This window comes from Roseomonas aerilata DSM 19363, from assembly GCF_000711725.1.
Taxonomy (GTDB): domain Bacteria; phylum Pseudomonadota; class Alphaproteobacteria; order Acetobacterales; family Acetobacteraceae; genus Roseomonas; species Roseomonas aerilata.
Genome location: NZ_JONP01000073.1, coordinates 1 through 13137, shown reverse-complemented (window position 1 = coordinate 13137; position 13137 = coordinate 1). Strand labels below are relative to the sequence as shown.

Below are 13137 nucleotides of genomic sequence, written 5' to 3'. Positions count from 1 at the left end.
AAGCATGCGGACGAGCAGAGCATGCACCCGCGCCAGCAGGCCCGTGCGTGACCACGCTGCCAAACAGCGGCGCAGGGTCGAGCCGCTGGCCTTCTCCGCTGTCGCTCGCAGGCTCCGCCAAGGCGTGCCCTCGCGCACGAACTGCCGGAGGGTGGCGAGCACACGAACCAAGGATGCAGGCGGGTGGCCGCGTCCGCGGGAGCGGCCTCCCTCGCAGCACTCCATTGCTGTCGCGATCAGCCCGAGGATCCTTCTGTCCACCTCTCCCTCCACGCCAAAGCTGCAGAGGTAGGGTGATGGTCAGCAGACCGCCGGAACGGGGTTCCTCAACTCAAGGTAGTAGTGGAAACAGCCTCTTAAGACGCGAAGTATGCTTGGCCGCGCGGAAGGGCCACCAGCAGCAGCACCCCAGCCAAGGCACGACAATGCCCCAGCAGCGTTCCTAACGGCCGGGCAGGGGCGTTTCGGGCCACATCAACTAGCTGCTTCTGGCTCACGCACCACATGTGACCGCATGATTCAGCCGACCCGTATTCGTCCCCTCAACGAGGCGCCGGAGAGCCGCACGGCGTCCTACGTCCTGTACTGGATGGGGCTGTCCCAGCGTGCTACCTTCAACCCAGCCCTTGAGCACGCCGTTGACGAGGCCAACGCGCGCAAGCTGCCCGTCCTGGTCTGCTACGGCATCGCCGAGGGCTTCCCGGAGGTGAATGCCCGCCACTGGAGCTTCCTGCTGGAGGGCATGGCCGAGGTGGGACCGGCGCTAGAAAAGCGCGGCATCGCCTTCGTCGCGTGCCGGAACCCACCCGTGGAAACGGCGCTGCTCTACGCGGCCGACGCCGCCCTTGTCGTCTGCGACCGGACCTACCTAAAGCCGGCCGTCGGGTTCTACGCGGAATTTGCGGCGCGCGCGCCCTGTCAGGTGGTGCAGGTCGAGGGCGACGTGGTGGTTCCGGTCGAGACGGTCTCGCCCAAGCACGAGATTGCCGCACGGACGCTTCGGCCCAAGCTCAACCGCTTGCTACCGGACTACCTGATGCCCCTCGAGGAGCGGCGGGTTCTGCGTCCAGCCTTGGACCTGCGTTTCGAGAGCACACTTGGCCTGGAGGATGTGCCACGGCTGGTTGCCAACCTGAAGGCGGACCAAAGCGTCCGGCCGGTGCGGCGCTTCAAGGGTGGCACGTCCGTGGCGGAGGCCAGGCTGCGGCACTACCTTGGCGCCCCTTTCGGCCGGTACGCGACGGTGCGGGGTAGGCCCGAGGCCGGCGCCGCCTCGCACATGAGCCCCTACCTGCACTTCGGTCAGATCTCGCCCGTGGCGATCGCGCTAGCTGTGCGGGCGGCGAACACCGGCGACGCCGAGGACAAGGCCGCCTATATCGAGGAGGTCGTGATCCGGCGCGAGCTCGCCATCAACCACATCCACTATGAACCGCGGTACGACGACTACGCCTGCGTGCCCAGCTGGGCACGCAAAACGCTTGACGCGCACCGAGGCGACCCGCGACCGCATCTGTACACGCCCGAGCAGTTCGAGCTGGGCCTGACCCACGACCGCTACTGGAACGCGGCGATGATGGAGATGCGCGAGACCGGCTACATGCACAACCATATGCGGATGTACTGGGGAAAGAAGATCGTCCAGTGGTCGGCCTCGCCGGAGGAGGCTTGGGAGACCGCGCTACGGCTGAACAACCGCTACTTCATTGATGGCCGCGATGCGAACTCCTTCACCAACGTGGCTTGGCTCTTTGGACTGCACGACCGGCCCTGGGGCCCCCAGCCGGTATTCGGCAACGTGCGCTCCATGAGCGAGGCGAGCCTGAAGAAGTTCGATGCGGACGGCTACGTCCGCGACGTGGAGCGGCTCGCGGCGGCGGAGCGGGAGTAGGTGTGTGACATGGCGATTGCGGAGCGATGGCACCGCCGCCTGACTCGCGAAGATCTTGAGAACCGGGCCGGGGCAGAGTGCCGATAGACCGCCTCGATACCCACCGAACTGTCCCCAACAAATGTGGATAACTTCTTCACGGCCTGCTTTGTATGTTCTCGTTCGGACGCCGAAGCTGACAAAGCGCGTTGGCCCAGTTTGGTCTTTGTCGCTTACAAAACCCAGCAAACCCCGGCCAAACCCGCTTCTCCAGCAGGCCTTCAGCAGTCACCAACGCACGATAAGAAGGGGGGATTATCGTGCCTGTGGCGCTGGAAGAGTACGGTTCCGATCTCCTTCCGGACGGAATGGGGCGGGCCAGAGTGGCGCATGGACGACCACGCGCCCCCTCCCCCGCCCCGGCCGCCCTCCCCACCGGCCCCTGCGCCCGCTGAGCCCGAAACCCTGGTGCTGCACACGCGCCTGCTCCGCGACCTCCGGGTGCCGGGCAACCCGGAGCAGGCCGCCAAGCTGCAGGCGCTCTCGGCGCGCGCCGCGGTCTACGCCACTCGCGCCCGCGGCGAGGGCACCCGCCGCGCCTACCGCTCGGCCTGGAGCACCTACGAGGCCTGGTGCGCCTCCCTCGGGCGCGAGCCGCTGGCCGGCGACCCGAGACGCTCGCCATGTACGCCGTCCGCTGCGCGTCCACCTTGCCACCATCCAGGCCGCCCATCGCCTCGCGGGCGTCGCCCTCGACCTCCGCCACCCGCGTCTCGTCATGGTCCTCGAGGGCATCGCCCGCGACAAGGGAACCCGCCCCCGGCAGAAGGCCGCCGCCGCCGGACCGGACGTGCTCCGGCTGACGCTGGCCACCCGCCCCTCCCCGCCACCCCGCTCGGCGCCCGCGACCGGGCGCTGTTGTTGGTCGGCTTTGGTGCCGCCCTCCGCCGCAGCGAGTCCGCCGGGCTCCGCTTCGGCGACGTCACGCCCGTTCCCGGACGGGGGCTCCGCGTGCTCGTGCGCCGCTCCGAGACCGACCAGCGCGGCGCCGGCCAGGAGGTCGCCGTCTGGGCCAACCCGAAGGAGCCGGGCTTCTGCCCGCTGGCCGCCCTCGAGGCTTGGCTCGCCTTCCGCCGGAAGGGACCGGACGTCACCGACAGTGCCTCGGATGGAGCGAGTAACGCACCGCAAGGGTGCGGGCGTTCGAGGTGTGGTCCGACACCAGCGGGGTCGCCGCGCGGGCCTGATCACCTTTGGTCCTGCTGCCGATCAGCCGGCCTTGTTGACTTGAGGCCGGCAAGTTGACGATGCTTTTCAAAGGCGTGTTGGTCGCTTCTGTCCGCGTGCCGTCCGACCGTGCGGGCCTATGACGAGCTTGTCTAAGCTTCGTCCAGAAAGCTGCGCAGCTGCTTGGCACGCGTCGGGTGCTTCATCTTCTTCAGCGCCTTTGCCTCGATCTGGCGGATGCGTTCGCGGGTCACGTTGAACTGCTGCCCAACCTCCTCCAGCGTGTGATCCGAGTTCATGCCGATGCCAAAGCGCATCCGCAGCACCCGTTCTTCACGCGGCGTCAGGCCAGAGAGTGCCTTGCTCGCCGCATCTCGCAGTCCTGCATGCACCGCCACGTCCAGCGGCATGACCGCGTTCTCGTCGCGGATGAAGTCGCCTAGATGGCTGTCCTCCTCATCACCGATCGGGGTTTCAAGACTGATCGGCTCACGCGCGATCTTCTGCGCCTTGACCACCTTGTCGGCAGGCATTCCCATCTTCTCTGCAAGCTCGAGCGGCGTCGGCTCCCGACCGAGCTCGTGCATCATCTGCCGTGACGTGCGGTTCAGCTTGTTCACCGTCTCCGTCATGTGCACCGGGACGCGGATCGTCCGCGCCTGGTCGGCAATGGCGCGCGTGACGGACTGGCGGATCCACCAGGTGGCGTAGGTGCTGAACTTGAAGCCGCGACGGTACTCAAACTTATCGACCGCCTTCATGAGGCCGATATTGCCCTCCTGGATGAGGTCCAGGAACTGCAGGCCGCGATTCGTGTACTTCTTGGCGATGGAGATCACGAGGCGGAGGTTGGCCTCGATCATCTCCTTCTTGGCGCGGTTCATGTCGCGCTCGCCCTTGGCCACCACGGCCTGCACGCGACGGAACTCCGGGGTCGGCAGTCCTGCCTCCTCCGCAATGGCGCAGATGGCCGCACGCGCCTCCTCCGCCTCCGAGGCATAGCGCGTCGCCAGCGCCATCCAGCCCTTGCCCTTGCGCGCGGCGAGGCTCGCCACCCATTCTGGCGAGGTGGCGGAGGCGCGATAGACGGCAAGGAAGTCGTCGCGCTTTACGCCAGCCGTCTCAGCTATACGGAGCAGCCGCCCCTCGGCGCCCATCAGGCGCTTGTTCACCTCGCGGAGGCGCTCCACGAGTTCGGTGATGCGGTTTGCATGGAGATGGACCCTGCCGACCAACGCCACCAGCTCGCCACGGAGCCGGCCGAACTCCGCCTCGTCCGCCGCTCTAAGGGTTTCACCGTCCGCATAGGCTGCCATGCGGCGCGCCTGCAGCCCCTGCATGGCCTGCCACGCCGCCTCAATCGCCTCAAAGGCCGTCATGGCCTCGGGCTTGAGCTGCTGCTCGAGAACCGAGGGCGAGACCATCCCGCCTCCCTCGGTTGCCTCGCCCGCTTCGTCGTCCTCCTGCTCGGAGGTGTCGTCCGCAGGCCCCTCTCCGGCGCCCGCCGTCGCCTCAAGGTCGAGCACATCCCTCAGCAGCATGCGTCCGTCCTGGACCGCCCGGTACCAACCCAGCATGGCATCCAGCACCAGAGGGGCTTCGCAGAGCCCCTCGATCATCATGTTGCGCCCGGCCTCGATGCGCTTGGCGATGGCGACCTCGCCCTCGCGGCTGAGCAGCATCATCGTGCCCATGTCGCGCAGGTACATGCGGACAGGGTCGGCGCTGCGTCCAACGTCGTCCTTGACGTTGCCGGCGGCCTCCCCGTCATCCTCCGCAACGGCGGGCGGCCGCTCGGCAGCCTCGCCCTCCTCCGCTTCGGCGCCATCGTCCTCGGCGACCTCGACGCCTATGGCTGACAGCACGCCGAGCGCGTCCTCGATGCGATCGGACGAGAGCTGGTCGGACGGAAGGGCAGCGGAAACCTCGGCATGGGTGACGTGGCCCCGGCTCCGCGCCAGTTCGGTCAGGCGCCGCAGCGCCTGCCCTTCGGCCTCGGGTAGTGAGCAGAGAAGAGCCTCCTCCCGCTCGTCCAGCACGATCTCGCCGTCCATTTCCACCGTCGCCATGCCTGATCCTTCAAGAATTCCAACTACGTGACCACCTTGCGGCCGTGCTTCTCGCCGGAGCCAGCCGCTTCAGGGGAGAGCCGTATGTGGAGGTTGTCGAACTTACCGCTTAGGGCTAATCCGCGGCCCTCTGCCATGCGGCGCTGCCACCCTGTGTATTCCCACCACTTGCCTCACCGGCACGCTCGCGCAGGAGGTGTACCAACCGCGTCCAGAGATCGCGCTCGGCCATGATACTCAGTGCGAAGGCGTCGTGGCCTCGCTCCCGTCTTCCAATCCCGCGTCGTGCAGGGAACGCCGAACCGCTTCATGGTTGATGGACGCCCGGGCTTCGAAGGCCGCGATCTGTGCCCAAGGAACCATGATTTCGGCGTCCTCGCCGGTCCGCTTGAGGTACAGGAAATGGGGGTTGTGCGCCTCCACAAACCCTTCGATCCATAAGCCGGCGACCAGCAGCCGTGCGTGGCAATGATACCCCGAGTTCTCGTCCTCGAGCGGGTCTGAAGGGTTCAGCAGTTCAACAGCGTCCTCATGCGCAGTCTGGATCGCTGTCGTGTAGTGGAAGTGGGCCGGGCCAGCCTCAAGCAGCGCCACCGTCCGCCGGACCCTTTCCCGAAGACGCTCCATTTCTACCAAGGGCCGCAGCGCTTTCTGCACGCCTGCTCGATCCTTGAAGTGCGCCGTCCGGAGATCGTCGAGCTTCCTGTCCTCCGGCCCGATCTCGTCAGCGAGACGAATCATCTCCTCCTGCCGCGCGACCTCAGCCTCGGCCAGCTTACGCAGGACGTCATCTTCGAAGTCAGTCATTGGATCTCTTGTCAATGTGGCGGCCTGACCAGCAGGACTAGGGTGTTAGCTGTAACTGGGGAAACAGGGCACCACCCGATACAGGCAGCAAAGCCAGGCCCGAACCGCAGCATGACAGCCGGATCAGGCGGGCTCTTTCCCAGCTCGGTTTGCCCTGGATCATTGCGCAGTGCTGCTCGGGGACGGGCGATTATCGGAAAGCTGTGTTTCGCTCGCACCCATGTCTACCGATCAGCGGAGGTCGCCCCTCGTGCTGTTTGCTCATGGCGTGCCTTCCAGAACGCCATGTCAGCCTCCTTGCTGAACATGACGCGAACCCCGGTCGCACCCTGGCTCACCCGTACCTTCCCACCGTTCCTCCCCCTGTGCTCCTCCATCCATTCCTTGAACATCATGTCGTCTGGGGCGTGCCCCTCGAACTCGAGGACCCCGGCTATTTCTTCCTGCTTGCGGCGCTTGACCATCGAAGTGGCCCTCCTTGAGTTCGTGACATCATGCCGTCCGGCCTCTCACTAAGGCCGTTCCTTAGAGAGCTGGATAAGCGTCGTGGGCTAGCAACAATGCTTACCCAGGCCGTGGAGCGGCAGAGGTTCCGCGACATCTGACCACCTTGGCGGTCGGGCAACGCAGAAGCCCCGGCCAGATTTCCCCGGCCGGGGCTCAAAGCCCATCGCAGCACAAGCGCTACGACGATAATCTGGGAGCGGCGTATACGGCCGCTTGACCTTCAGGCTTGGCGCAGATTGCCGGCCGAAGACTTGCCCTGCTGGCCGCTCTGCACATCGTACTCGAGCTTATCGCCCTCGCGGACGTCCATGCCGGCGCGCTGAACGTCAGAGATGTGCAGGAAGACGTCCTTGGAGCCGTCCTCAGGCTGAATGAAGCCGTAGCCCTTGGTTGCGTTGAACCACTTAACGGTGCCGACAGACATAATTTGCTTCCGATCAAAACGGAAAACCAGCACGCAACATTGCGCGCCGGATCATCTTCACTTTGAAACGGAAACAAACCAGGAGCCCAAATAAATGGGCCTGAGAAGCACACCGAAACAACGAACCTGACGGGATATGTGTAGCGGATATTTTTTATTTTGCAAGAATTTTTTCGAAGCTGTGGTATTCACATAAGATGAGATGTCGGCCCAACAGGACGCCGGCAAAATGTGAGCTCCGTGCGGTAGAGGTCGTCATCGACCGCCATGATCGTGGCTGTGGTTGCTTGAGAGATACATGAGCTTTAGCCACTCCAAGCCAGAGCCCGAGCGTGACACTGAACCGCTCCGGCTTCGTCGGAGGCTGATTGATTTGGGCTACTCCGTCAGGGCGGGCTCCTCAAGCTTGGCGTGGTAGCGTGCCTATACTTCGGCCGATGGGCGGCGATCCGCGGCGACTCTTTTCAGAGAGGCGACTGTGACCGCCTCCACGGCAGCCGCCACCTGCCGAGCTGCGAGGTGATGGACCATGTGCCCGGCACCGGGCACGATCTGCAGGTCACTTCCCGTGATTTCGGCATGGAGCCGTGCAGCCGAGCGCTTGAACACCACCTTGTCCCCCTCCCCGGCGATGATGACGACCGGCATGGAAAGGGCTTCGTAGCTGGCCCGCAGACCCAGGGCGCCAGGGATCATGAGGGCGCCGTCGATGGACGTCGCGCGGATCTGAGACGGGCGGAGCGCCATCGCTGGCGAGTACTCCTCCTGGAACCGTGCTGGCACCGGGGCGGGTGAGAACAGCACCCGCTTGAGCAGCGGCATCATCAGCCAGCCGAACAGCGGAGACACAGTGTAGCGCAGCATGTCCCCCACGATGGGGATCGCTCCGGGTACCACCAGCAGCACGTCCGGCCGAAGCGTCCAGAAGTAGTAGCCCGACAGAAGCACTAGGCCGGCCGTATCAGCCGGGTGCCGCTCGGCGAGGGCGAGAGCCACGATGGCTCCCCAGGAATGGCCAACCACTGCCGGCCGCTCGATCCCCAGAGCTCGGAAGGCTTTATGGAGCAACTCGGCCTGATCTCGCGCCGTCCACATGCGGCCACGTGGGCGATCGCTGTACCCGAACCCCGGGCGGTCGAAGATGATCACCCGGTGGGTCTTGAGCAGAAGCTCGGCCACGCCGCTGGTGTTGTAGTCGTCGCCCGTCACCATGTTACCGTGGATCAGGACGACGGGGCTTCCAGTGCCGCGGTCGCTGTAGTGCAGGCGAACGCCATCCACCTCGACGAAAGAGCCCTCGGGTGGATGCCGGTGCTCGGCTTTTCGCGCGACGAGGTGATTGACCAGGGCGAGCGCGCCAAGGGCACCAACGACGCAAGCGACGGTCCGTCCGTGGCGGCGAGCGCCACGTGATCTTCTAGCGAGGTTCATCTGTACCCTTTATGCGCCGCGGCACTTTACGGCTGCCGGAACGGCTACTCAGTCTGTTGCGCCTCGAACGCGCCGGCTGGTGCAATGTTGCAACGCCGCATGTCCGCATTCGAGCAGCTCCATGGTGGGCAGGCACCGCAGCTGCCCGTCGCCATGCACTGATTCGTCACGCCTGCCTTGATCTGATCCCTGCTGATCACGTCAGGCGTTGGCGAAGGTTAGCCGGTCCTGACCTTAGCTCAGCTTACCCCTGAGCAGGTGCCGGGTGTGGATGTTCGAGAAAGAAACGCATCATCTCACGCGACGCGTCCGGCCCGCGCGGATCGGTGTAGGTTCCGGCGGCGCTGCCGCCCGACCAAGCGTGCCCGCCCCCGTGCACAACCCATTGCTCGAGCACCGCGGCGTCATCAGCAGTGGTATAGAGGCTGCGGGTATAAGAGCGCCCACCACCCACCTGCCCCTGCTCGACCCTCGCAGGCAGCTTGCCGCCTGCAGCTGCGCCCGCTTGCGCGATGACCTGGTCCCCGTTGATCGGGTGAACTGTGTTATCCTTATCGGCGTGGAACACGATGGTCGGAACCACGCGGGCCGCTCCTCCGGCAGCAGCCTCGCCGCTCCGTGCAGACGGCGTCCGTCCGGCCGCGCCCTGGCGCATGGCGGCGAAGGCCGAAGGCATGTCGCGCGCTGCGCCGCAGGCGAGACCGGAATGGACGCCGACTGCGGCGTAGAGGTCAGGATAGGCCGCCCCCATGATTGCGGCCGCTGCGCCACCGGCCGACAGCCCGGCCACGAACACACGGCGCGGGTCGACAGTATGATCGCGCATGACCTGACGTGTGGCGCCCGCGATCAGTGCGGGCTCGCCCTTGCCGCGGAGCTGGTCGCCCGGGCTGAACCAGTTCCAGCATCGCTGCGCGTTGGCTGAGGCCGTCTGCGCCGGGTACATGACGAGGAAGGTTCCCTCCTCGGCCAGGGTATTCATGCGGGTGCCAGCGGCGAAGTCGTCGGGCGACTGGGTGCAGCCATGCAGCATGACTACCAGGGGTACGCTCTGCCCGGCACGGTAGCCGCTGGGCACGTAGAGCTTGTAGCTCAGGTTCCCCACATCACCCGAGAACGCCGCCGTCTCAAACCGTGCGCCATTGGGCAGGGGAACCTCGTTAGCTGCGAACCGGCCGGGCGCGAAGCTGCCCGGCAGGCCGGCGATGCCCTGGGTGAGGCCACCCTGCTCTAACTGATCGAGCAAGCCGCGGAGCGCCTCGGACATCGGAGGTGGCGCAGTCCGCCCCATGCCTGCACTGGGCCACGGGCTGACCCCCTCCCCTGCGGCCTGTGGCGGCGGGACGGCGTTCTTTACCTCACCGGTTTCAGGCTCCACATCGAAGACACGTAGCACGCGCGCTGCGGGGGCAACGGTGTTGTTGGGTCGTGCCGTCCCTGGCGCGGCGCCCTGCGAGGCCTCCCCGCGGAACAGACGCTGCAGAAGCGCCGTCGCTTCGGTGACACGCCCCTCGCTAGTGAGGCGGGCGGCCTCCTGCATGTTGGGGAGCACCTTACTGTCGAACGGCGTCATGTTCTTACCTCTTTGGCGCGGGCGAGCGAGCGGCCGCCCAGGGAGGGTGGTCCGATCCGCCGCGGTTGTGTTGTGGGGTGAAGGGAGGAGAGGAGGGGGAAAGCCTCCTCGAAGCGGAGTTCAGCGCATCCGGTCGGCCAGTGCAGCCTTCACGGCCGGGCTGGCCTGGAGAGCACCAAGCACAGAGAGCGAGGCGATGGTTGCGCGAGCGAGCTCGGGCGTGACATCCGAAGCGAGGGTGACAAGCCCAAGCACCCGGATGTCGAGCGCTCCCCCAGCTGCCCGCACCTGCTCGAGTTCCTCGCGGCTGTAGTGCCGCAGGCCGAGGTCAAGGCTTCTCCGAGCGACAGACTGCTTGGCGGCGTCGCTGTGCCGTTCGATTTGGTTGCGGATGGCGGTACGGATGAAATCTGTACGGTTGGCGTAGAAACCGTCCTGAACCAGCAAATCCACATGCCCAAGATCGACATAGCCGAGATTGATGGTGATCTTCTCGGTGTCTCCGCCGGACCGTGGTCGCAGCTCCTGTACGTTGCCAGCCACCTCAACCATCCCGTAACCATCCAGTGGGATGGTAAATGGGGTTAAGGTGCTGCGGTTCAATGGATGAAGACCTTGGGCTTTGAAAGCCGGCACAGCTCCATCGCAGGCTGCTAGACCAAGCCGCTCCCGCTCAAGGTCGCAACGAGGCTGCCGAGGTGACCGGCGATGACGACGGAAGCTGCCGGCAGGGAGGACACGCAACCGCCGCGCACGAGGGGCAGAAGGCACGCTGGATGTTCTCCGACAGCGCCTGTCCGCATGGCTGGCCGCCCTCGCCAGCGCCTCGCCCGTCGGCCCTGCCAGCACCGTCAGCGCTTCGGCCGGCACGTTCGACCCGCTGCTGTTCGTCACGCTCCTTCCGTCACCCACAAAGGCCAGGAAAGCTCAGGGTTTGCTGGCGATCAGACCGCGACCCACCAGAATCGCCACGTCCTGCGCTCTACTCTAACCAGCCCGGTGGGCGCTCCCGCGCCCGTTCCAGCTGTCCTCACCCCGCCAGCGGGTGCCTTCTCGTGGCAACAGCCCCCTGCCCGCCCCCTTGAGCATGATAAGAAGGGGATTATCGTGCGTGAGTGCTTGCTGCAGAGGGCGACTTCGACCTGGATTTGGCGGGCTTTCGGCGAGCAATGCGGCCAAACCCGGGCTAGCTCATCTGCCCAACTCAGCTCGGATCTTACCCGATCGGGACACCGAATATCCGGGATTACGACTGACAGCATGGCATGGCGCCCATCGAGGGCTGCTGCCAAGGCAGCGGCGAAGTTAGGGTGCCTCTCCCCTGGTGCGCGAGGTAACCAGCACAGCGGTGACCCTTTCCCCTTCCTTCATCCTCTTGAGAGTGGATAAGCGAAGATTCCGGCCCTCCCCACCGCAACAGTCGCCGTAAGCAGCGCGCCTCGAAATGGCACTGTTCAGGTCGAGGTACGATCCGCGTCCATTCGTGCGATCAGGCCGTCGATACGGGCGACCTCCGTCAGCAGGCGCGCCCGCTCACTCAGCAGGTCGTCGCGGGACAGGGTGGTGGTGGCTGGTGGCGATGGCTCGGCGTAGCCCTCAATCTGTACGGGTGTCATGATCTTGTGAGCCTTCAACTCGCGCCGGACGGCCACAATCTCCCCGCGCCGTACGTCCGGCCTCATTAGGCCGCGCTCCCGAACCAGTTGCTGTCCCTCAGGCGGCAAAGTCGAAATCTCGTAGAGGACTGTGTAGGGCGGCGCCTGATCGGCCGAGAGTTGCCAGTCCTCCACCGTCAGAGCCGCAAGACGGAGCTTGGTCGCCATGGCGTCTGAGATCGAGAAGAGCCGGTCACACCCTTTCCGAACCCGGCGAAACTCGTCTTCTGTTAGGGTGCGGCTGAGATGAAGGAGGGTCTGCCCAACCCGGAGGGCCGAATTCTGGGCCTTGCCCCATTCCTCCGTAATCACTGTGCGGGCCTGCAGCAGGAGCCGCAATTTTTCTGGGTCGAGCGGCAGGCCTGCGAACAGTTCAGTCACGACCTCCCTTCCCACATCGTCCGCTTTGATAATGGCTCCAGCGCGCTGGCTGCGGTCGTCGCCCGCTAGGAGGTTCATGTTCTCGGCTCCGCTTACCTTCTGGCGGCGGCTGGTGAGCTTATTCAAACTCCGATCTCCCGGCGGGTGTGACGCCACAGGTCGGCCATCACGTCCGCGCCTTTCGCCTTGTCGTAATCCACTACCGACAGCCCTGACGAGAACGGCGCGGCAATATCCTCAAGCAGCGGAATTTCAACCGGCACGAGAGCACCGTAGCGGAGAAGAGCAGAGCGCGAGGTCGCGAACGACTTGGTTCTCCTGTTAGCGCGGTTAAGGACGAAGGCGCCGTTAGCACCGCCAGCCACAAGGCTCGTCCACCACGGGACGACTGATTCAAGATCGTCGGTCGAAGGCGAGCAGGGCACTAGGACATAAGACGCATCCCGGCAGATGGCGAGCATGCGGGCCATCTCGTGCTCGACCCCCGGTGCCGTGTCCACGATGGCAAGTTGATAGGCACTAAGCTTCGGGCGGACCGTCTCCCATTCGTCCGCCGAGCTCGCGATCACTTCAACATCGACGATTTGAGGCAACCGCTGACGGGTCTCGACCCGTCGGTCAGCCCACTTACGGAGGGTGCGTTGCGCGTCAAGGTCTACGCCTACGGCTGTCAAGCCGGCCTGCCGAGCAGCGACTAGAAGGTTCCGTGTTAAGGTGCTGCGACCACAACCACCCTTTGATCCGCCTAGAACAAGAATTCGGCACTCTTTAGGCTTTGCCATTTGTCACCTGCCCAAGAACCAAAATCACGGGGTAGTTCGGTCCAGCGAAGCGGTCTTTCCCTGAGGAAAATTGGACCGGATTGCTACCTAATCCTATAGCTGCGGGAATGGAGCACAGGCAATCCCACAACCAATACGAAACTTTTGGCAGGAGCATTCTGCACCGCAACCGTTACCATCTATAGGGTGAGTATTTCCAGCGCGATCCACTAGAGCACTTCAGGCTTGCACGGCCTCGCGGGTTCTGATTCGACGCTGTTGATGGAGCAGCGAGGCTGGTGATGACGGCACCCCTGTCGCAGGACCTGCGCAAGCGCCTGGTTCGGGCTGTTGAGGAGGGGGCCTCAGCACGGGAGGCAGCAGCCCGGTTTGCCGTCAGTGCCTCGGCGCCGATCAAGCTGGTGCGGCGGG

11 protein-coding genes and 1 pseudogene are annotated in these 13137 nt (G+C 65.1%); 2 read left to right on the top strand and 10 right to left on the bottom strand.

Features of this window, described 5'->3' with window-relative positions:
• Positions 1–261, bottom strand: a pseudogene (locus BO39_RS34095) (hypothetical protein); the annotation flags it as partial.
• Between the two features lie 253 nt (positions 262–514).
• Here BO39_RS34095 and BO39_RS27615 point away from each other — a divergent pair.
• Positions 515–1891 (top strand): deoxyribodipyrimidine photo-lyase, encoded by a 1377-nt coding sequence (locus BO39_RS27615; protein ID WP_043839823.1) that lies wholly within the window; start codon positions 515–517, stop codon positions 1889–1891.
• A gap of 1358 nt (positions 1892–3249) precedes the next feature.
• Here BO39_RS27615 and rpoD read toward each other — a convergent pair.
• From rpoD to BO39_RS27590, 5 genes are all read right to left on the bottom strand, one after another.
• On the bottom strand, positions 3250–5151 hold the full coding sequence (gene rpoD / locus BO39_RS27610) for an RNA polymerase sigma factor RpoD (protein ID WP_052402949.1): 1902 nt from the start codon (positions 5149–5151) through the stop codon (positions 3250–3252).
• Positions 5152–5403: 252 nt separating this feature from the next.
• A complete protein-coding gene (locus BO39_RS27605; protein WP_043839821.1) occupies positions 5404–5973 on the bottom strand; it encodes a hypothetical protein in 570 nt (189 codons plus the stop codon).
• 224 nt (positions 5974–6197) lie between these two features.
• On the bottom strand, positions 6198–6437 hold the full coding sequence (locus BO39_RS27600; RefSeq protein WP_043839819.1) for a hypothetical protein: 240 nt from the start codon (positions 6435–6437) through the stop codon (positions 6198–6200).
• A 263-nt stretch (positions 6438–6700) separates the two neighbouring features.
• Complete coding sequence (locus BO39_RS27595; RefSeq protein WP_043839817.1) at positions 6701–6904, bottom strand: cold-shock protein; 204 nt, start codon at positions 6902–6904, stop codon at positions 6701–6703.
• 423 nt (positions 6905–7327) lie between these two features.
• Positions 7328–8116 (bottom strand): alpha/beta fold hydrolase, encoded by a 789-nt coding sequence (locus tag BO39_RS27590; protein ID WP_211257595.1) that lies wholly within the window; start codon positions 8114–8116, stop codon positions 7328–7330.
• 6 nt (positions 8117–8122) lie between these two features.
• On the opposite strand from BO39_RS27590, the gene BO39_RS34090 reads away from it, so the two are divergent.
• Entirely contained in the window at positions 8123–8317 is a 195-nt protein-coding gene (locus tag BO39_RS34090; RefSeq protein WP_211257594.1) for a hypothetical protein, read from the top strand.
• 262 nt (positions 8318–8579) lie between these two features.
• On the opposite strand, the gene BO39_RS27585 is transcribed toward BO39_RS34090, so the two are convergent.
• From BO39_RS27585 to BO39_RS27570, 4 genes are all read right to left on the bottom strand, one after another.
• Positions 8580–9908 (bottom strand): extracellular catalytic domain type 1 short-chain-length polyhydroxyalkanoate depolymerase, encoded by a 1329-nt coding sequence (locus tag BO39_RS27585; protein ID WP_043839815.1) that lies wholly within the window; start codon positions 9906–9908, stop codon positions 8580–8582.
• Positions 9909–10028: 120 nt separating this feature from the next.
• Positions 10029–10511 (bottom strand): CopG family transcriptional regulator, encoded by a 483-nt coding sequence (locus tag BO39_RS27580; protein ID WP_420493651.1) that lies wholly within the window; start codon positions 10509–10511, stop codon positions 10029–10031.
• An 851-nt stretch (positions 10512–11362) separates the two neighbouring features.
• Entirely contained in the window at positions 11363–12070 is a 708-nt protein-coding gene (locus BO39_RS30630; protein ID WP_156964044.1) for a hypothetical protein, read from the bottom strand.
• Positions 12067–12726 carry a ParA family protein gene (locus tag BO39_RS27570; RefSeq protein ID WP_084698620.1) on the bottom strand — a complete coding sequence of 220 codons (660 nt, stop codon included), beginning with the start codon at positions 12724–12726 and terminating at the stop codon, positions 12067–12069. Before BO39_RS27570 ends, BO39_RS30630 begins: the two co-directional genes overlap by 4 nt.
• Positions 12727–13137: the final 411 nt, after the last annotated feature.

Excerpts from the sequence above, each read along its gene's own strand:
- BO39_RS27595 (WP_043839817.1), bottom strand. The coding sequence starts at position 6,904 with ATGTCTGTCGGCACCGTTAAGTGGTTCAACGCAACCAAGGGCTACGGC.
- BO39_RS27600 (WP_043839819.1), bottom strand. The coding sequence starts at position 6,437 with ATGGTCAAGCGCCGCAAGCAGGAAGAAATAGCCGGGGTCCTCGAGTTC.
- rpoD (WP_052402949.1), bottom strand. The coding sequence starts at position 5,151 with ATGGACGGCGAGATCGTGCTGGACGAGCGGGAGGAGGCTCTTCTCTGC.
- BO39_RS27615 (WP_043839823.1), top strand. The coding sequence starts at position 515 with ATGATTCAGCCGACCCGTATTCGTCCCCTCAACGAGGCGCCGGAGAGC.
- BO39_RS27605 (WP_043839821.1), bottom strand. The coding sequence starts at position 5,973 with ATGACTGACTTCGAAGATGACGTCCTGCGTAAGCTGGCCGAGGCTGAG.
- BO39_RS27570 (WP_084698620.1), bottom strand. The coding sequence starts at position 12,726 with ATGGCAAAGCCTAAAGAGTGCCGAATTCTTGTTCTAGGCGGATCAAAG.
- BO39_RS27590 (WP_211257595.1), bottom strand. The coding sequence starts at position 8,116 with ATGGTGACGGGCGACGACTACAACACCAGCGGCGTGGCCGAGCTTCTG.
- BO39_RS27585 (WP_043839815.1), bottom strand. The coding sequence starts at position 9,908 with ATGACGCCGTTCGACAGTAAGGTGCTCCCCAACATGCAGGAGGCCGCC.